This window comes from Bradyrhizobium sp. SZCCHNR1015 (assembly GCF_032489875.1).
Classification (GTDB): domain Bacteria; phylum Pseudomonadota; class Alphaproteobacteria; order Rhizobiales; family Xanthobacteraceae; genus Bradyrhizobium.
Map to the genome: position 1 here is coordinate 136973 of NZ_JAUEYW010000013.1, position 19331 is coordinate 156303.

Consider the following 19331-nt stretch of genomic DNA (forward strand, 5'->3'; position numbering starts at 1 on the left):
CACTGATCGCAGGCGCGACTGGCGGCCGCATCGCCAGTCGCTACTCTGCGGCAGCACGAGCGGGCGCGGGCCGTGCGAGAACCTCCAAGACTCGTGCCGAACAAAACTCGTGCCAAACAGGATGCCCGATGTCGCGACAGTCCGAACTTCAGACGCCGAAGGCCGGTGCAGGTGTTCTCGAGCTGCTGCGCCGGTTCGCCGCCGACCCGGCCGCGGCGGCGGGCTATGGTGAAGAATGTCTGACGAGGACACGGGCGATCGAGCCGCAGTTGAAGGCGTTCGAATATCTGCCGCGCGACGTCACGGCGAAGGCCGGACCGCTGGGCGGAATTCCCGTCGCCATCAAGGACATCATCGCCACCTCGGACATGCCGACCACCAACGGCTCGCAGATCTATCGCGATCACGTCCCGGAGGCGGACGCCTGGGTGGTCGAGCGGCTGCGCAATCTTGGCGCGACGATCTTCGGCAAGACGGTCTCGACCGAGTTCGCGTGGCGTCATCCAGGCCCGACCGTCAACCCATGGAACCCCGAGCACACGCCGGGCGGCTCATCGTCCGGATCAGCCGCGGCGGTTGCGGCCGGCCTGGTGCCGCTGGCGCTGGGCACGCAGACGCTCGGCTCGGTGATCCGGCCGGCGGCGTTCAACGGCGTCGTCGGCTTCAAGCCGAGCTTCGGCGCCATTCCCCGCGTCGGCGTGCATCCGCTCAGCCCGTCGCTCGACCATGTCGGCTTTTTCGCCCGCCGCGTCGACGACGTCGCCTTCGCCCTCTCGCTGCTGGCCGGCAGCAGCGCCGACGATCGCCACGGCCGGCCGCTGCCGGGCTTCACGGTGGATGTTGCGCAGGGCGTCGCGCCGCTCTCCAGGCCGCGGCTCGCGGTGGTACGCTTCGCCAAATGGGAGCGCGCGGAGGCGGACCAGAAGGCGGTGTTCGAGTCGGTCGTCGACACGTTGCGCAGCGCCGGCGCAGCGATCACCGAGATCGAACTGAGAGAGCTCGATACGGTGAACGGGAAGGCGGTCACCACCATCATGCTCAGCGAGGCGACCACGATCTTCTCCGACCTGATCGCGCGCTATCCGGATCGCGTCAGCGCGGTCATGAAGGACCATGTCGAGAGCGGCCGCAGCAAGACCGCCATGGAATATCTCGCCGCCAAGGCGGCCCAGGCCCACCGGCAGAGGGCGCTCGCAACCGAGCTCGACGGGTTCGATGCGGTGCTCACCTTGCCGGCCTTCGGCGAAGCGCCGCGCGGCCTGGATTGGACCGGCGATGCCGAATATTGCGCGCCCTGGACCTTCGTCGGAGCGCCTGCAATCTCCCTGCCGGCGGGGTTCGGCCATGACGGCCTTCCACTCGGCGTGCAGATCACCGGCCCCTATCGCAACGACCTCCACGTGCTCCGCGTCGCGAAATGGGCCGAAGCTGTGCTGGCGTTCGATCCCGGCGTACCGCTGCTGGCGCGCGAATAGCCCTCAAAAAGTGCGAGCGAGGATGCCGCCGCGCCACAAGGTTCACCTGCGACAAGCCCAGTGGCGGGTTTGCGGCCGGCGCTGTAGAACGATCATATGACAGTCACAGACATCGCGAGCAGAACCTATAATCACGGTTGGCGCCTCGATCCGATCGTGCGCAGCCTGCTCGATACCGATTTTTACAAGCTGTTGATGCTGCAGATGATTCGGGAATTCTACCCGAATCAGCAGGTGACGTTCTCGGTCATCAACCGGACGAAGCGTGTACGCCTGGCAGACGTCATCGACGAAGGCGAGTTGCGCGCCCAGCTCGATCACGCCCGCACCATCCGCTTCTCCAAGAAGGAGCTGATCTGGCTTGCCGGCAACACGTTCTACGGCAAGACCCACATGTTCTCGCCGGAGTTCATCGCCTGGCTCGCCAATTTCCGCCTGCCCGAATACGAGCTGCGCAAGTCCGAGGGCCAGTACGAGCTGCATTTCCACGGGCCATGGACGCACACCACGATGTGGGAGATCCCGGCGCTCGCCATCGTCAACGAGCTGCGCTCGCGCCAGGCGATGAAGGGCCAGGGCCGGTTCGCGCTCGACGTACTGTTCGCTCGCGCCAAGGCCAAGCTGTGGGCCAAGGTGGAGCGGCTGCGCAAGCTGGACGGCCTGCGGCTGTCGGATTTCGGCACCCGCCGCCGTCACGGCTTCCTGTGGCAGCGCTGGTGCGTCGAGGCCGTGAAGGAAGGTCTCGGCTCGTCGTTCACCGGCACTTCCAACGTGCTGCTGGCGATGGACAATGATCTCGAAGCCATCGGCACCAACGCGCATGAGCTGCCGATGGTCGCGGCGGCGCTTGCCAAGGACGATGACGAGCTTCGCTTCGCGCCCTATCGCATTCTCGACCAGTGGCGGCAGACCTATGCCGGCAACCTCCTGATCGCGCTGCCCGACGCATTCGGCACCAAGGCCTTCCTGCGCGACGCACCCGATTGGGTCGCCGACTGGACCGGCTTCCGGCCCGACAGCGCGCCGCCGATCCAGGCCGGCGAGGAGATCATCGCCTGGTGGAAATCGAAGGGACGCGATCCCAAGCAGAAGCTCCTGGTGTTCTCCGACGCGATGGACGTCGAATCCATCGAGCAGATCCATCATCGCTTCTCCGACCAGGTGCGGCTGTCGTTCGGCTGGGGCACCAACCTGACCAACGATTTCGTCGGCTGCTCGCCGGACGGCTCGGTCGACCTCGATCCGATCTCGCTGGTCTGCAAGGTGACGTCGGCGGACGGCCATCCCGCCGTGAAGCTGTCCGACAACCCGGAGAAGGCGACCGGCGACCCCACCGAGATCGCGCGTTACCTGCGGGTGTTCGGCGACGCCGGGCGGGTGCGCACGCCGGTGGTCGTCTAGGCGGCCAACACCCGGCGACAATTTTCTCTTTTCTGCCACGATTCTTGTTCCGGTTTTGTTCGACTTGCGGTATTACCACCGCGAGCGTTCGGATCGGATGGCAGGAGATCGTTGGCATGCGTCGGGTGATCGGCCGAGTTGGGCAGCTGCTGTCTGCAATCATCCTTTGGGTCGGCGCGATCCTGATCACCACGGGGCCGGCTGCCGCTGACAAGCGGGTGGCGTTGGTGATCGGCAACTCCATCCACGAGCGCGCGCCGCTGCTGGACGAGCCGGCGGCGGACGCCCGGCTGATCGCCGACAGCCTGTCGCGGCTCGGCTTCACCCTGAGCGGTGGTGCTGCGCAGATCGACCTCGACCGACGCGGCTTCGATCGCGCGCTGGCCGAGTTCAAGGGCCGGATCGCCGACGCCGACGTCGCGCTGGTCTATTACGCCGGCTACGGACTCAACCTGGGCGGCGCCGATTATCTCGTCCCGGTCGACGCGGCGCCGGCGACGCCCGCGGACCTGACCACCGAGCTGCGCGACCTGACTGGCATTCTGCGCGAGCTGAGCGGATCGAGCTCCCGGCAAAACGTGATCATTCTCGACGCCTTCCGCTCCAATCCGTTCGCCGGGCGCGGCATCGCCGGTCTTGCCGCCGGCCTCGTCCCGGTCGACGTTTCCGCACAGACCGTGATCTCCTTTGCCGCACAGGCCGGGACGGCGGGACAGCGCGGTCCGGACGGTCACGGCGTGTTCGCCGCCGCCCTTGCAGAAGCGCTCCAGCAGCCTGGCCAACGCCTGATCGAGACCTTCAACCAGACCAACGCGGCGGTGGAGCGCGCCACCGGCGGAGCGCAGCGCCCGCTCGTGATGTTCACGTCGATCGACGGCAGCGCCCAACTGAGCGCCGCTGCGGCGAAGCCGGCGCAGCCCGCTGGCCTGGGCGCCGGACGTAGCAGCGCTCCCCTTCCCAGCCCGGCCGCATCCTCCGACGCGCCGGATGCGCGGACGCCCGGACTCGCGGTGCTGTATGACGAGGATCTCTCCAACCCCAACGGCAAGCGGTATTCCGGCTCGGTGACCTGGCGGACCGAGACGGTCAAGAATGCACAATCAGGACGGCCGACGCCGGTGATCCGTGGCGAGATCGACATTCCCGAGCGCAAGCTGAAGGTCAGCCTTCAGTTGCGCCGCAACGACGATCCCAGCCTGCCGGCCAGCCATGTCGCCGAGCTCACCTTCAGGCCCGCCGCCGATTTCGTCGGTGGCGGCGTCAGCAACGTGCCGGGAATGCTGATGAAGACGGATGAGAAGTCGCGCGGGACGCCGCTCGCCGGGCTCTCCGTCAAGATCACCGAAGGCTCGTTCCTGGTCGGCTTGTCCAACGTCGAGGCCGATCGCGCACGCAATGAGGAGCTTCTCGCGCGGCGCGAATGGTTCGACATCCCGGTCGTCTATGCGAACCAGCGCCGGGGCATCCTCGCGATCGGCAAAGGTCCCAGTGGAGATCGCGTCTTCGCCGACACGATAGCGAATTGGGAGAAGACCGCAGTGGGAAGCGGTAGCTTACGAAGGTGAATGGACAGGGTGGCAGCCTGGGACGACAATAGGATCGAATACCCTGGCTGTCCCGACTAAGCGCCCGGAAGCGGGCCTTTCTCATATTGAAGCAGCGGCCTGTGAGAAAAAGGTAATAGACAAGCGTTTTATCGACCTCTAGATGACTCCAATGGATATTCAGCCTCAGATTGATAAAAAATGTCTGCTTCGCCCCCCCCGCGTCCCGATTGGCTTTCTGAAGTCGCATATTCCAACATACTCAACGACAAAGCGACCCCCAAGAGATACCGTCTGGGGGTATTAAAGGCGTTGAGCGCTTGTACGAGTGCCTCGGACGGCAAAGCGGCTTTTTTGGCGTATTTCGCAAAAGTTACACTGGCGCCTAAGCCTCAAAATCTCCGGGGCGACGCGATGCTGGGTCATCTGTATTTTTCCGGAGGTTTTTACAAGCGGGTTGCTGAGTTAGTCGGTTCTGGAGATGAAGGCGATGTCGAAGAGACTTTCAACGTGATAAAGAACGAGGCGCTCCCGCGACGAGAGCGCAAAAAAGCACTTCGAAAGCTTGAACGCGCGATGCATGGACATCCTATAAGGGCGAAATCACCAATCTGGCTTTACCGAAATCCGAGCCTTGTGAAAGACCCAACAGCAATACTCGATAGCATCGACGCTTGCCTTCCATGGAGTCTCGCCCTTCCCCGTCCAGAAGGAGAATTCATTCATTTTGCGTTCCCTCGAACGTCTGTCCAGGACATCTGTCGTACGCCGAACTGTAACGATACCGGATTCGACCAACTTGACATCTGGAACCACGGCGGAAAGACACTCCCCCCGAAGGTTTATCCCAAAAGTTGCGGCGCGCTATCCGGTCTGAAGGAAGTCGTCGCCACCAGCGTCACCTATGAACAGCGAACATTTTCGCTCGGTCGATGCGTCTCCGCGAGTGTAACATAATGGCCGAACTCCTGATCGATCTAATCAAGCAAGACGCGGCCGATTTGGCCGACAAGTCGGGGAAGACTGAGCTCGATACATGGATAGAGTCACACTTGGCAGATGGGCCCAGTGTTGCGCCTCAACTTCTTGCGGCAGTCCGTCAGCTCGACGGAGACGAATGGAAGCAGTGGCGAGCATTTCGCCAAATCGTACGCAGACTCAAGATAGCCGAGCCTTCTATTTCCAACGAATTAGCAGTTCTAACCGAGAACGGTTTGCCGAAGGATGCACGGGCGCGATTTTACGCCTATCTCTCTAGGAAAGATCTGGGCGCGCCGCCCCCAATGGCTGAGCTTCTCGAAGATAATGAGCTACGTACAACACGCCCTGCCGACTGGCTATCGTTGGCGTATGACGAAGCTACAGGACCAAGTCTTCATTCTTACTACATGCAGGCAGCCAGCGGCCTCAAGGCGAAAGACTTTTCTTTCTCGCTTGATAAACTAAGGGCTAAGTACGCAGGGAGCTTCCTGGATAATCTAACGGCTCTGTGCTTGATTATGCCATTCAAAGAGGCCGACGAATTAGCCAAGATGATCGACGAAGATTATCGGTGTGACCTTCACTCTCTCGTGCTATCAGCGCACTCGGCACTGCGGCCGACGAATGTGACGACGCGAGCCGCTGATCCGTCGTTCAAAGTGGTCGCTATTTTCCCGACGCTGAACGATGGAATGAAGCAACGGCTTGGACAAAGATAATGGCCGTCGACTATGAAGATGCTGAGGCGTTTCTCTATGACCTCCCCTTCGGAACAGCGGGGCGCCTCTTCTACGAAAAGTTTTATGAGGTCGCAGGACTTTTCTTAAACAGTGATCCCGCTCGGTGGGATCATCTGGCGGAACCAGTGAACAAACTATACAATGACAGCTTCATCGGAATGTGGAACCGCTGGGATCCGCATCTAAGCGAGGGAATAACAGCGAACCTTCGAAAGTATTCAGACCAGCCGAACTCCGATCCAACTCGCGTCTTTTTAATATTAAAACACATATTCAAAAGCGTCCTAACCGAGCAAGCTCGACGCACCCTGAACATTCGCAATCCATCACAACAACCAAGGCACTTACTACCTTCTCCACTTTATTTCCTACGAATGTACTTGACGTCACCGGAATTCCCCGCGAGCGACGCTTATGCTCACGCAGTAGTTCGCGCCATTATCTTCGCTGGCGCCGTTAGATATTATCGAAAGCTGAACTCCGACAAGTCTCTACGAGGGCAACTGCTTAAGTCTGCCCCTCACGGTTTCCCGCAACGAGATGACCCGATCGAGATCGTTCGTCATTTCATTGGCTTCGAGGGAATCGTCGATTCAGTTAGATCTATAGATCGGCACTGGAAGATTAGAGACATCAACTATCCGACGAACCCGACCGACTTCATTGTGATGCACATGCTCGCGTCCCGCGGCATGATGCATCTATCGTTCCCAACCTTTCAAAGCGAAATGACCCCTCGAAAGCGGCGCACCGAAAAACAAGAGCTACGAAGCTCATTTCTTGGTCGCGGCTCTCTATTAGGTGAAGACGGAATATACGAGTTCGTAATAGCCAATAACGTTGAGGCACTTCCTCCAGCCTCTGAACTAGTCAATGAAATTGACGGACTTCCGATAGCCATTCCCAATGCCGACATCGTCTTTGCCCGAGGATTACGATTTACGGCTTCGGAAGGGACCATCATGCGAATCACCGGGCCTTCGGGAAGCGGAAAGACGTCGCTCGCCCTCGGCTTCGCTACCGCTCTGGCCCCTCTTGGTATCGACACAATATATCTTTCCTGCGAGGAAAACCCGGACGATTTGCAACGTCGCATTAGCACTATCGTTCCGGAATTTATCCGTAGAACACGTACGTTCAACAAGGACAACCTTTGGTTCGAGGCCAAGCACCTCAAAGAAGATGCTGATACCGATTTGAACTCCATAAATCAACTGATTGACGATCTCGTTGATCTGCGTCCAAACGGCAGCATTGACGTCTCATCTCGACCACCTGGAATTATTCCCCTCCTTATTGTTTTGGATGGAATACATGAATTGTTAGAAACCGACAGACGCACAGTCTCCAAAGGACAGGAAACTAGACGTCTTCGTGGGCTTGTCGAAAATTTGCGTCGAGCTGGCGCGCTCGTAATCATCATGTCAGCAGACTACGACGATCCGGCAGTGCAGGATCTAGACTACGTAGTCGACCTGGTCGTCGATCTCTCATTGGAGAAGAACGACGATGTCTCGCAACCTCTTGTTCGAAAGTTCATTCTAAGGAAGACTCGGCGGCAATTTGCACGAATGGGAGCACATCTCCTGAATCTTTCGCCACGCGTCGGCGTAGGCCTTACTCCACAGATCGCCGCGCAACGTGATATGCACCGCGACTATGCCTGGAACAATCGAAACACAGGCCGATGGCTCGATGTTTTCCGAAGTTCAAGCAAACGAGAAACTTTCGCGCTCAAGCTGTACGATCATTCCCAAATCTTGATCACGGGAAAAGGAAGCAGCGGGAAGGCCTCCCTCGCACTGCGGCTCGTTGCAGGCGGCATTGTCGACGATTCGAGTCAGCGACAGCAAAAGACCGGTGACCTATTCGAGGCGGGCACAGAACCTCCTTCAGAGTCCGACAGCACTCAATCTCTGCTTAACGCACTAAATATGCCCGACTCTAAACGACGGATACTCGTGGTTTCTTTCTTGTATCAAGATGCATATTATCAGGGACTCCTAAGAAACCTCCGCCGGCGAAAAGTTGCACCCAGTTCGTCGCCCGATTTGATGGTTGACGTAGAGTTCTTCTATCCCGGACACCTGAGGCCAGAAGACTTTCTTCGGAGGATTATCAGCCGCATTGAAGCGAGCTATCTCGATGGACTTGTATACGACGCGATTATCGTCGATGGATTACACAATGTATTTATGCAATTTCCACGACTTCAAGAAAGTACCGTTCTTTGGCCGATTCTTTATGAGATGCTTAGACGGTATACCATGACCGTTATTACTACTCATACCCACATCGATATGCCAGGCAGCTCCTATAGTGAGCACATGGCGTTGGATCTAACAGTTGCAAGAGAGCGAGCAGGCCCGGTCCTACAGGCACTGGTGAATGCGGCAGACTTCTATTTTGATGTATCGGCCAGCGGGGATGATCGAAATGAGTTCCGGATCGAAACAGTAAACGCTTCGGAGCAGACTATTCCGCCCCACATGGTTTGGGATAGATCATCTCTAACAATTAGTACCAAAATCTAGAATTGACGCCCCTCGTTAACAAGTTTGCCTCATCGATAAACTTCGTTTGATTTTTCTGACGAGTGACGCACGGTCTTTTAGCTCGTGTTGCCAGATGCGCAGGACCCGCCAGCCTCTCAGCCGCAGATGACTGTTTACAGCGAGATCCCGCGCAAGATTTCGTTCAAGTTTTTTGGCCCAAAAACTACGATTCGTTTTAGGAAGACGGGAGTGAAGGGCGCACCCATGCCAGAAGCATCCATCAACAAATACGGCTATTCTGCAACTCGCAAAAACGAAATCTGGTTTGCCGAAGAGGCGGGAATTCCTCCTCCAACCTACTATGTGGCTCTCACGAAACAGCTCGATCAGCTTAACCTCGGTCGCCAAGTTTCCTTTACTTTTGATTCTTGACATTATCTCCGAGCGTCGGGCCGGTGCGAATATATCCACTTTCTCGCCCTCAGTCTGCCAGCTGTAGCGCAGATCGAATCAGGATCGCATGTCTCCTGATGAATTCGGGAGGCAATGCATTTCCTATCATCTTAGCGATGGCAATTTTCCCCAGCCGGGGATCAAACCTGTAAGTAGCAGGAAAACCCTGCAGAAGAGCGGCTTCTCTCATGGTGATCGCACGATCTTCTTCCGGATGAAGAAACCGGCCCTTCGAGGGATTGAAGCAACCGGTCGTAATGGTCGGCGCGACCTGATCCCACGCCATACGACCATAGATATCGCTGAAGCCGGTGGTCTTACGGTGACAATCTAGTTGTCTCTTGGCCGGTAGATCACGTCGACTTCCACCATCCTTGGGAATATCTCGAATCAACTCGTTGATTCGGGCAGACCGAGGAAATTCCGGCATATCGTGCAGTGGATCTGCGCCGCTCCCCGCTGATGGAATTGTTCCTATCGCGTCCCGCACTGTGAGAAACTCAGCCTCCTCGGGCGCAAAAACAATTGCGGAGTCTATGCTAGCCAGCAAGATCAATCTCTTACGGCGCTGAGGAACGCCGTAGCGCGAAGCATCCTTCACTGCGTACTCCACGCGATATCCGATTCGTTTCAGATCTCGGCATAGTTGTCTGAACGGCTCACGCGAGGCGAGATTCGGAACATTTTCCATCATTATGAATTTTGGTCGTAAGACCCGGGCAAAACGCACCATTTGGCTTACGAGTCCATTTCGCAGATCTCGGTTTCGTTGTGCTCCGTTCCGTGTTCGAAGGGACGAGAAGCCTTGGCAGGGCGGGCACCCGGCCAGGAGATCCAATTCTCCTACCTTTAACTTTAGGATTTTGCGCATTTGGGCTGGCGAGACGCTTACAATGTCGGCTTGCCACAGGCGCGAGTTACGGTGATTTTGCCTATAGGTATGAGCAGCAACCGCATCGGCCTCTATAGCCCCGATAACCGAGAAGCCAGCTTGTCGTAGCCCAAGCGTAAGGCCGCCGCAGCCACTGAATAGATCAATCGCCTTTGGCTTTTTCGACAGCCCTTCCGTCCTCCTCCTCGAAGAAAGAACCATCGGCAGCGAGATCCGGACGACGTCGTCCTAAAGTAGGACCATTGAAATTAACCAGGGAACGGATCTTACACTTAGACCCGCTGGTTGCAAATCTGTGGAACGATGGCGCTCGAACTAGCGGCGGAAATTTTGCCCTGCCCATAACCGACATCTGTCGGACACGGTTCATGCGACGTTTTGGAGCGGGCGAAGGGGTTCGAACCCTCGACCCCGACCTTGGCAAGGTCGTGCTCTACCACTGAGCTACACCCGCATCCGTGACGCCTTGGCGGCGTGGCCGCCAGCGACGGGCAGACCTATGCCAAATGCCGCGGACGAATGCAACAGGTCTGCGACAGGTTTCGTACGCCGGCGACGTTCAAATTTTAGCGGTCGGGACCGGCCGAACCGGGCCAAAACCTGCCCATCACCGGACCCCGAAGGGCGCTGATTGAAATTTCCGGCTGGACCGCCACTTAAAGTGAAAGAAAACGTGTATTGAGGCGCGGCGGCGGCCGGTTCCCGGTCGCCGTCCATCGGAATTTTTTCGGACGAGGGACCCCGTGACCATTGTTGAACAGGGCGGCGGAGCGGCGCCGCAGGTGCCGGATCTGATCAAGGACACCACGACGCAGAGCTTCGTGAAGGACGTCATCGAGGAATCGAAGCGGCAGCCGGTCCTCATCGACTTCTGGGCGCCGTGGTGCGGACCGTGCAAGCAGCTGACGCCCATCCTGGAAAAGGCCGTCAAGGCCGCCAAGGGCAAGGTCAAGCTGGTCAAGATGAACATCGACGAGCATCCGGCCATCCCGGGCCAGATGGGCATCCAGTCGATTCCGGCCGTGATCGCGTTCGTCGGCGGACGGCCCGCCGATGGCTTCATGGGTGCCGTGCCCGAGAGCCAGGTCGCCGCCTTCATCGAAAAGATCACCAAGGGCGTTCCCGGCGCCGGCGAGCCCGACATCGCCGAGATCCTCAAGGAAGCCGAAGCCGTGCTGGCCGAGGGCGATGCGGCCGGCGCGGCCGAGATCTATGCCGAGGTGCTCGCGGTCGACGCCGCCAACATCCCGGCGATCGCCGGGCTTGCAAAGTGCCAGGTCGAGCTCGGCGCGATCGACGAGGCCAAGCAGACGCTGGCGATGGTCCCGGACTCCAAGCGCAGCGATTCGGCGGTCTCCGCCGTGCAGGCCGCGATCGATCTGGCCGAGCAGGCCCAGTCGCTCGGGCCGGTCGGCGAGCTCGAACAGAAGGTCGCCGCCAATCCGCTCGACCACCAGGCGCGTTTCGACCTGGCGACCGCGCTGAACGCCGCGGGCAAGCGGAAGGAAGCCACCGACCAGTTGCTCGAGATCGTGAAGCGTGACCGCAAATGGAACGAGGACGGCGCGCGCAAGCAGCTCGTGCAGTTCTTCGAAGCCTGGGGCGGCGCCGACGAGGCCACCATCGAGGGCCGCAAGCGGCTGTCGACGATCCTGTTTTCGTAACCCGGCTGGGCGGGACGCGCGCTCGTTCCAGCGGACACGAGGTATCGCATGCCGATCAATGCCGAATATCGCGGTCCCGCCGAGCTGCCGGAGATCGTTCCGGTGTTTCCGTTGGCGGGAGCCTTGCTGCTGCCGCGCGGCCAAATGCCGCTCAACATCTTCGAGCCGCGTTATCTCGCGATGGTCGACGATGCGCTTCGCGACGGCCATCGGCTCATCGGCATGATCCAGCCCGACGTCACCCATTCCTCCAGCGAGGAGCGCCCGGTGCTGTTCAAGGTCGGCTGCGTCGGCCGGATCACGCAGCTCGCCGAGTCCGGCGATGGCCGCTACATCCTCGAGCTCACCGGCGTGTCCCGCTTCAAGGTGGTCGAGGAAATGACGGTGCTGACGCCCTATCGGCAGTGCAAGGTCGATTATTTCCCGTTCGTCGATGATTTCACGGCGCGCAAGGGTGAGGACGCGGTCGACCGCGAGGCGCTGCTCGCGGTGCTCACCGACTTCCTCAAGGCCAATAATCTGAAGGTCGATTGGGCCGGCATCGAAGCGGCGCCGAACGAGGCGCTCGTGAACGCGCTGGCGATGATGTCGCCCTACGGACCGGCGGAGAAGCAGGCGATGCTCGAGGCGCCGGACCTGAAGACCCGCGCCGAAATCCTCATCGCCGTGACCGAGATGGATCTCGCCAAGAAGCGGACCTCGGGCGATCCGCCGCTGCAATGATCATTCGGCGGGAGCCGCACGCGGCGCTGGCGGAGCCGCCGTCAGACGCATCAGCGCGATGGTGGCGACGATCACCCCGATGTAGACTGCGAGCTGCATCGCGGTAGGCTGATCAGTATAGCCGATCAGAGCCTTGAGCGTCCGCCCGGCGACGCCACGCTCGGGCAGAACCGCGCTCGAATCCCACACCACCTGGTCGAATGACGTCAGCCAGTTGGCGCGGGCGAGAAAGAACACCGCCTGCGCGGCCATTCCCGCCGACAACAGGGTGATCAGCACGGTGGTGGTCTTGAACAGCGCGCGCGGCGGGATGCGCATCAGACCGAGATAGGTCGCGAGACAGACGGCGACGCCGAGCAGCAGGCCAAGAACGCCGCCACCGAGCAGCGCCCGCCCGCCGCCGTCGCCGGAGGCCGCCACGCCATAGAGAAACAGCGCGACCTCACTGCCCTCGCGCAACACGGCGATGGCGATCACGGTCGCCAGCGCGACCAGCGGCTTGGCGCCTTCGGCCACCGCCTGGCCCATCGTCCGCAGCTCGTTGCTCATCTCGCGGCCGTGCCGGGCCATCCAGACATTGTGCCAGGTCAGCATGATCACGGCAGCCGACAGGATCCCCGCATTGAACAATTCCTGTCCCATGCCTTCAAAGAGCTGAGTCAGCGTTCCCGCGAACGCCGCGACGATGCATGCGCCGACCAGGCCGGCAAACAGCCCCGCGCCGATCCAGCGCAGGCGATGCGGGACCGCGCTGGTGACGGCAAGTACGATGCCGACGATCAGGCCGGCTTCGAACACTTCGCGGAAGACGATGATCAGGGCGGCGAGCATGGGATCTGGACCTATTGGACGTTGACGAAGCCGCGGGCCTTTTCGTTGAAGTCGTTATAGAACTCGTAGCGCCCGGACTTCATCGCGCGGACGTTGAGAACCGCCTCGCTGTTGGCCGCGATCACCTTCTCGACCTTCAGGGTCTCGCTCTCGAACTCGATCGCCTTGCCCTCCATGTTCCTGACGCGGATGGTCAGCGGCGCGTCCGCAGGAACGGTCGGCTCCTTGGGCTCGAATTGACCATTGGCATAGGTGAGGCAGATCTCGTTCGATCCCCCGGCGTGCGCCTGCGCTGCCATCACGAGCATGCCGACGCTTCCACCCACGACGACCAACTTCCGCACCACGTCGACCAACATCGATCCGTCCCCTCTCCTATCCAGACAAGCAAATCGGAGAACGGTTGCGCGCCCCGGATCGATGTCGACACCGGGCACCCGTTCGCGACGACGAACAACTAAGCGGCTCGTCGCCGTGTCTGCAAAGAGACTCCTTCTAAGTTGGAACCATTCTTGGCGAATGTGTCGCGGCAGTGGCCTCGCGGTGAGCGGAGTGCGGCCGAACGGCAGTTGAGGCGACGCGGCGGTGACGGAGCGTCACGGTGCCTTCCTCTCGCCGGGTACGTGGCGGCGCTGCGGTCGACCGGAATTCCCCGCATCAGTAGCCGGCGATGGCGAGACCGACCACGCCGGCGAGCATGACCCAGCCGAAATGCCGCCCGCGCGTCGCCAGCGCATTGGCGCCTGCAGCGAAAGCGAACACGACGATGACCGTGGCCACCGTCCAATGCCGCGCCGGCTCCGACGCCATTTGCGGGGCGACGGCGAGCAGCACGCCACAGCCGATCCACGCCACCGTGCCAGTCTGCCAGACCAGCCGCAGCAGGGTTCGCAGCCGCTCCGGCGAGATGGCGGCACGCGCGAAGACCATCGTCTCGCCGAGCACGCCATGGATCACGGCGACGGTGATCGCCAGCAGCCCCGCGCATACCAGCAGCACATCACGCATGGCACATCCTCCATACAGTTCTGTATGGAGGATGCACGACGTCCTGGCGGCCGTCAATACAGTTGTGTATGGTCGTCTCATGGAGACGACATGACCGATCAGCTCTCGGCCGACGATTGGCTGGACCAGGGATTGAAGGTGCTGGCCAGCCAAGGCTTCACCGCGCTGAAGGCGGAACCGCTGGCGAAAGCCCTGGGCGTGTCACGCGGCAGCTTCTACTGGCATTTCGCCGACGTGGCTGCGTTTCACGCCGCCCTCCTCAAGAGGTGGCGGGAGATTGCGGCCGAGCAGATCATCACCGGGGTGGAGGCGAGCGCCGGCGACCAGCCGGCGATTGCCGTGCTCCTCCGGCGCACATTCACGGTCAAGCTCGTCCTGGAGCGCGCCGTGCGCAACTGGGCCGGATCCGACCCCGCCGCGCGCCAGGCGGTGCAGGCCATCGACAGGCGCCGGCTGGGCTATGTCGAGAGCCTGCTTGCAGCCGAGGGACTGACGCCGGCGATCGCACACGCACGCGCCCAGGTGCTGTACTGGGCTTTTCTCGGCCATGCGCTGTCGGATCGGCCGTTGCCGGCCCAGCAACTGGACACGGTCATCGACGAACTGATCCGGATCGCCCTGCACAGGCCTTGATGGACGACAAGCAGGCGCGCGATATGCTACAGAGGCGCCCGCCGGAGACCCTTGCCATGAACGCCCCGCTCGAACGCCCCGCCAATTCCGTCGATCCCAAGCTGCTCGAGATCCTGGTCTGTCCGATGACCAAGGGCCCGCTGGAATACGACGCGGCGAAGCAGGAGCTGGTCTCCCGGTCGGCGAAGCTCGCCTACCCGATCCGCGACGGCATCCCGATCATGCTGCCCGAGGAAGCGCGGAAGATCGACTGACCGATGCGGTCCGTCGTGATCCGCTGCGCGCTCGCTTTGGCGCTGATGGCCCTCGCTTCGGCGGTCTCGGCCGAGGAGAGCGCCGTCCGCATTGGCCCACTCGACGCCGTCTTGACGACGCCAGCGGGTGTCGCGCGCCCGCCGGTGGCGCTGTTGATCGCCGGCTCGGGGTCGACGGACCGGGACGGCAACGGGCCGCAGCTCAAGCCGGCGACCTTGAAGAAGCTCGCCGAGCAGCTCGCCCTCCAGGGCATTGCCAGCCTGCGCTACGACAAGCGCGGCGCGCGCGGCTGGAAGGCGGAATTCGGCAAGCCTGAGGACTTCCGCTTCAAGGACTATGTCGACGACGCCGCTTCGCTGGTCGACTTCCTGCGCGGCAAGTTCGCCCGCATCGTTCTCGTCGGCCACAGCGAGGGCGGCCTGGTCGCCATCCTCACCGCCCGCCGCACCCCGGTCGACCGCCTCGTGCTGCTCACGACGGCGGCGCGGCGGCAGGGCGATCTGCTCAAGGCGCAGCTCGAGAAGAAGCTGCCGGCGGCGAAGATGGAGCCGGTCGCCAAGGCGATCGACGCCATCATGGCCGGGCAGGTCGTGGACCCGCCACCGCCCGAGCTGCCGGTCGCGCCGAGCATGCAGCCCAGCATCGGCTCCGCCTTCGCCGAGGACCCGATCGATCCGCTGAAGCAGCTCACGATCCCGATCCTGATCGTCGGCGGCGCCCGCGATCACCAGATCGCACGCCTCGACATGGTCGCGCTCGCCGCCGCCGCACCGGCCGCCAAGTCGCTGTGGCTGCCGGAGATGAACCACGTCCTGGTCGACGTCGCCAACGAGGACGAGAACCTCGCCTCCTACAACGACACGGAGCGTCCGCTCGACCCCGACATGGTCGAGGCCGTCGCCGGTTTCATCACGGCCGCAGGCCCGCGCTAGCTCTTTGTTTGAGCATGATCTTTTCGGAAAACCGGTCCCCACTTTTCCGGATCATGCTTTATAACGCTTCCCCCTTCAACAGCCGCGGCATCTCCCCGGTGAGGCCCGCGGCCTGCTTGATGAACAACTCCTTCAGCGGCGGCGCGCGATCGACGATCCCAAGGCCGATGTCGCGCACGGCGCGCAGCAAGGTCGACTTGTTCGAGAACAGGAAGTTCAGCGAGTTGGTGGCGACGCCCATCGCCATCGTGTCGAAGCGGCGCCAGCGCTGGTAGCGCTCGAGCACATCGACCTGCCCCGGATCGATCCCCATGCGCGCAGCATCGACCACGACCTCGGCCAGCGCGGCGACGTCCTTCAGCCCCATGTTGAGGCCCTGCCCCGCGATCGGATGGATCACATGGGCGGCGTCGCCGACCAGCGCCAGCCGCGGCGCGATGAAGGAGCGGGCAACGAAATAGGACAGCGGAAACGCCCGGGGCTGGTCGAGCACCTTGAGCTCGCCGAGATGCAGGCCGGCGCGCTTCTCCAGCTCGGCGTGGAATTCCTCCGCGCCCAGCTCCACAAGGCGCTTCGCTTCCTTGCGCCGCTCGGTCCACACCAGCGAGGAGCGCTTGCCGGTCAGCGGCAGGATCGCGAATGGGCCGGGCGGCAGGAAATGCTCTTCGGCGCGGCCGCCATGGTCGCGCTCATGACCGATGGTGACGACGATGCCGGACTGATCATAGTCCCAGCCATGGGTTTGGATGCCCGCACGCTCGCGCAGCTTCGAACGCGCGCCGTCGGCGGCCACCAGCAGGCTGGCTTCGCAGCGGCTGCCATCGCCCAGGGTCACTGCAACGCTGTCGCCGCGCGTCTCAAAACCGGTCACCGGCATCGCCTTGAGCTCGACGCCCGCCGCCTCCGCATGCTTGACCAGCGCGTCGATCAGGTGCCGGTTCTCGACCATGTGCGCGAACGGCTCGCCGGCCTCGACCTGGCCCGCAAAGGTCAGGAACGACGGCCGCGTCGCATCCTCGAGCTTGGAATCGGTGATGACCATGTCGAGGATCGGCTGCGCCTGCGGCGCCACGTCCGCCCAGACGCCGATCGCGTCGAACAGCTTGCGGCAGGCCGCGACGATGGCGCTGGCGCGTGGATCGCGGCTTGGCCGGTTGGCGAGCGCCGGATCGGCCACGATGACGGGCACCTCGGGGCCGAGCCCCTGCCGGAGCGCCAGCGCAAGCGCCAGGCCGGCAAAGGCGCCGCCACAAATGACAATGCTTCGCTGTGTCGTCATGGCACCCTGCTCACGGTTACTCTTGCGGGGCGATTATAGCTGGGCGAAACAGGGGCGTGAACCAAGGGCTGCCACCCCAGGCCGTCATTTCCGGATGCCTGATCCCGCCCGAACGGGGCCGGAGCGGACGGCCGAGCCAGCGAAAGCAACACGCCATGTCCAAGGGACTGATCGACCTGATCTCGATCCTCGATCTCGAGCCGATCGAGGTGAACCTGTTCCGCGGCAACAGCCCGAAGACCAGCTGGCAGCGCGTGTTCGGCGGCCAGGTGATCGGCCAGGCGATGATGGCGGCGTGCCGCACCGTCGAGGGCCGGCTGCCGCATTCGCTGCACTGCTATTTCATCCTGCCGGGCGACCCGCAGGTGCCGATCATCTACCAGGTGGAGCGCCTCCGCGACGGCAAGAGCTACGCGACGCGCCGCGTCACCGCGATCCAGCACGGCAACGCTATCTTCTCCATCATGGTCTCGTTCCACAGCGACGAGGAGAGCGCGTTCAACCATCAGGACAGGATGCCGGACGTGCCGCCGCCGGAGAAGCTGACGGCCGAGGAGATCTCCAAGCAGCCGATGTTCCAGGAGGTCTTCCAGCGGATGCCGGACTTCATCCGCCGCTATTACGAATCCGATCGTCCGATCGAATTGCGCCCGGTCGAGCTCAGCCGCTATTTCGGCCAGAAGATCGACGACGGGCGCATCCATGTCTGGATCAGGACGGCGGCGAAGCTGCCCGATGATCCGGCGCTGCACATGTGCGCGCTGGCCTATGCGTCGGACTTCTCGCTGCTTGACGCCGTGATGGCGCGCTACGGCCGCACCTTGTTCGACAAGCGCATGATGCCGGCCTCGCTGGATCATGCGATGTGGTTTCACCGCCCGTTCCGCGCCGACGAATGGCTGCTCTATGCGCAGGATTCGCCGAGCGCGCAGGGCGGCCGCGGGCTCACCCGCGGCTCGATCTTCAAGCCCGACGGCACGCTGGTCGCCTCCGTCGCGCAGGAGGGATCGATCCGCGAGCGCCGGGCCTAGCCGCATCACATCGGCTGCGCGGTGCGCGGCACGACCGCGAATTGCGACACGTACCAGGCGCTGTACCAGCGCAGCAGCCACGGGATCGGAATGATCACCGAGCTGCCGAGCACGAACGCGAAGGTGCGCCACAGCACCTGCAGGCCCGAGCCGGTGAACACGACCTCGCGCCGCGTCCCCTGGATGTTGCGGCACACCCAGCGCATCCAGGCGGTCAGCACCCAGGCCCAGCCGATGACGGTGATGCCCGACACGATCATCAGCAGGTACCAGCCGGCATAGACGACGGGGCTGCCTTCGAAATGGATCGGCAACCGCTCGCCATTCGAGGCGAGGTTGCTCAGCAGCCAGCGCAGCACCATCCAGCCCAGGAACGCCGGGGCAACCAGCGAGATGAGGTTGAGGATCGGCCGGTCGCTGAGGCCGACATAGGCCAGCACGCCCATCGCGACGAAGACGTACCAGATGTCGAGCGGCTGGCCGGTGAAGGTGAGGTTCGGCCGGCCGGGCACCCTCATCCGCTCGATCACGTAGCGGTAGAGATAGACAGCGGTCCAGGGCGTGATGACGATCAGGAACTGGCCGACGACATACAGCAGCGTCCAGCCGAGATAGGACCAGATGTCGAGCTTGACCGAGAGCGCGCCGCCCGACGCGGCGGTGCCGGCGTCGAACGCGGGCGGCGTGGCCGGCGACATGCTCGGCACGCCCGACATCAGGCCGGGAATGCGCCCGGCCTTCTCCCAGCCGGCCATGCCGTCGCTCCACAGCAGCGTCTCGGCGGTCACGACGCCCCGGGCGATCAGGTCGCGCAGTTCGTCTTCCGAAATGGGACCCTGTTGCTGGCCTTGCGCCGCGTAATACCAGGAACGATTCGACATGGGATGTCCTTGAATAGAGGATGGCAGGAACACGTCTTCAGTCTGTCGGGCGATGTCGCGTTCCGTTCAGTGATATCCGTCACTCCTTGACGTTTTCGCTTAACGCTGCGCTG

18 protein-coding genes, 1 tRNA gene and 1 pseudogene are annotated in these 19331 nt (G+C 62.0%); 12 read left to right on the forward strand and 8 right to left on the reverse strand.

Annotated features, from left to right (window positions below; all coding sequences use genetic code 11):
* Nucleotides 1-128 precede the first annotated feature (128 nt).
* From QX128_RS22500 to QX128_RS22525, 6 genes are all read left to right on the forward strand, one after another.
* Nucleotides 129-1475, forward strand: a complete 1347-nt coding sequence (locus tag QX128_RS22500) for an amidase (RefSeq protein ID WP_316238557.1) — start codon at nt 129-131, stop codon at nt 1473-1475.
* 96 nt (nt 1476-1571) lie between these two features.
* A complete protein-coding gene (gene pncB, locus QX128_RS22505) occupies nt 1572-2876 on the forward strand; it encodes a nicotinate phosphoribosyltransferase (protein WP_316238558.1) in 1305 nt (434 codons plus the stop codon).
* Nucleotides 2877-2992: 116 nt separating this feature from the next.
* Nucleotides 2993-4441 carry a caspase domain-containing protein gene (locus QX128_RS22510; RefSeq protein WP_316238559.1) on the forward strand — a complete coding sequence of 483 codons (1449 nt, stop codon included), beginning with the start codon at nt 2993-2995 and terminating at the stop codon, nt 4439-4441.
* 180 nt (nt 4442-4621) lie between these two features.
* On the forward strand, nt 4622-5377 hold the full coding sequence (locus tag QX128_RS22515) for a hypothetical protein (RefSeq protein ID WP_316238560.1): 756 nt from the start codon (nt 4622-4624) through the stop codon (nt 5375-5377).
* Nucleotides 5377-6120, forward strand: coding sequence for a hypothetical protein (locus QX128_RS22520; RefSeq protein WP_316193737.1), 744 nt, complete (start codon nt 5377-5379; stop codon nt 6118-6120). The genes QX128_RS22515 and QX128_RS22520 overlap by 1 nt, the downstream gene beginning before the upstream one ends.
* Nucleotides 6120-8675, forward strand: a complete 2556-nt coding sequence (locus tag QX128_RS22525; RefSeq protein WP_316238561.1) for an RAD55 family ATPase — start codon at nt 6120-6122, stop codon at nt 8673-8675. The genes QX128_RS22520 and QX128_RS22525 overlap by 1 nt, the downstream gene beginning before the upstream one ends.
* 15 nt (nt 8676-8690) lie before the next feature.
* Here QX128_RS22525 and QX128_RS33240 read toward each other — a convergent pair whose 3' ends face one another.
* The 3 genes from QX128_RS33240 to QX128_RS22540 all read right to left on the reverse strand — a co-directional run bounded on the left by QX128_RS33240 (nt 8691) and on the right by QX128_RS22540 (nt 10435).
* Nucleotides 8691-9071 carry a very short patch repair endonuclease gene (locus QX128_RS33240; RefSeq protein ID WP_410053171.1) on the reverse strand — a complete coding sequence of 127 codons (381 nt, stop codon included), beginning with the start codon at nt 9069-9071 and terminating at the stop codon, nt 8691-8693.
* Between the two features lie 46 nt (nt 9072-9117).
* Nucleotides 9118-10182, reverse strand: coding sequence for a DNA cytosine methyltransferase (locus tag QX128_RS22535; protein ID WP_316238563.1), 1065 nt, complete (start codon nt 10180-10182; stop codon nt 9118-9120).
* A gap of 178 nt (nt 10183-10360) precedes the next feature.
* A tRNA-Gly gene (locus QX128_RS22540) sits at nt 10361-10435 on the reverse strand.
* A 289-nt stretch (nt 10436-10724) separates the two neighbouring features.
* On the opposite strand from QX128_RS22540, the gene trxA reads away from it, so the two are divergent.
* Together trxA and QX128_RS22550 are read left to right on the forward strand one after the other, a co-directional pair.
* The gene (trxA, locus tag QX128_RS22545; RefSeq protein WP_315800773.1) at nt 10725-11645 is read left to right on the forward strand and encodes a thioredoxin; all 921 of its coding nucleotides are present in this window, start codon (nt 10725-10727) and stop codon (nt 11643-11645) included.
* 48 nt (nt 11646-11693) lie between these two features.
* A complete protein-coding gene (locus QX128_RS22550; RefSeq protein ID WP_315715855.1) occupies nt 11694-12368 on the forward strand; it encodes an LON peptidase substrate-binding domain-containing protein in 675 nt (224 codons plus the stop codon).
* Here QX128_RS22550 and QX128_RS22555 read toward each other — a convergent pair whose 3' ends face one another.
* The 3 genes from QX128_RS22555 to QX128_RS22565 form a co-directional block, all read right to left on the reverse strand.
* A complete protein-coding gene (locus QX128_RS22555) occupies nt 12369-13199 on the reverse strand; it encodes an FTR1 family protein (protein WP_315800774.1) in 831 nt (276 codons plus the stop codon).
* Between the two features lie 11 nt (nt 13200-13210).
* Entirely contained in the window at nt 13211-13558 is a 348-nt protein-coding gene (locus QX128_RS22560; RefSeq protein WP_316238564.1) for a cupredoxin domain-containing protein, read from the reverse strand.
* Nucleotides 13559-13856: 298 nt separating this feature from the next.
* Nucleotides 13857-14207, reverse strand: a complete 351-nt coding sequence (locus QX128_RS22565) for a hypothetical protein (RefSeq protein ID WP_315800776.1) — start codon at nt 14205-14207, stop codon at nt 13857-13859.
* 90 nt (nt 14208-14297) lie between these two features.
* Between QX128_RS22565 and QX128_RS22570 the strand changes: the two genes are divergently transcribed.
* From QX128_RS22570 to QX128_RS22580, 3 genes are read left to right on the forward strand one after another with little or no spacing between them, the layout of a single operon-like run.
* A complete protein-coding gene (locus tag QX128_RS22570; protein ID WP_315800777.1) occupies nt 14298-14840 on the forward strand; it encodes a TetR/AcrR family transcriptional regulator in 543 nt (180 codons plus the stop codon).
* A gap of 56 nt (nt 14841-14896) precedes the next feature.
* The gene (locus tag QX128_RS22575; RefSeq protein WP_006613415.1) at nt 14897-15094 is read left to right on the forward strand and encodes a Trm112 family protein; all 198 of its coding nucleotides are present in this window, start codon (nt 14897-14899) and stop codon (nt 15092-15094) included.
* A 3-nt stretch (nt 15095-15097) separates the two neighbouring features.
* Entirely contained in the window at nt 15098-16027 is a 930-nt protein-coding gene (locus QX128_RS22580; RefSeq protein WP_316238565.1) for an alpha/beta hydrolase, read from the forward strand.
* A gap of 58 nt (nt 16028-16085) precedes the next feature.
* Here the strand turns inward: QX128_RS22580 and QX128_RS22585 are convergent.
* Nucleotides 16086-17309, reverse strand: a pseudogene (locus tag QX128_RS22585) (ubiquinone biosynthesis hydroxylase); the annotation flags it as partial.
* 152 nt (nt 17310-17461) lie between these two features.
* Between QX128_RS22585 and tesB the strand changes: the two are divergent.
* The gene (gene tesB, locus QX128_RS22590; RefSeq protein ID WP_315800779.1) at nt 17462-18337 is read left to right on the forward strand and encodes an acyl-CoA thioesterase II; all 876 of its coding nucleotides are present in this window, start codon (nt 17462-17464) and stop codon (nt 18335-18337) included.
* A gap of 5 nt (nt 18338-18342) precedes the next feature.
* On the opposite strand, the gene QX128_RS22595 is transcribed toward tesB, so the two are convergent.
* A complete protein-coding gene (locus QX128_RS22595; protein WP_316238566.1) occupies nt 18343-19218 on the reverse strand; it encodes a DUF4339 domain-containing protein in 876 nt (291 codons plus the stop codon).
* Nucleotides 19219-19331: the final 113 nt, after the last annotated feature.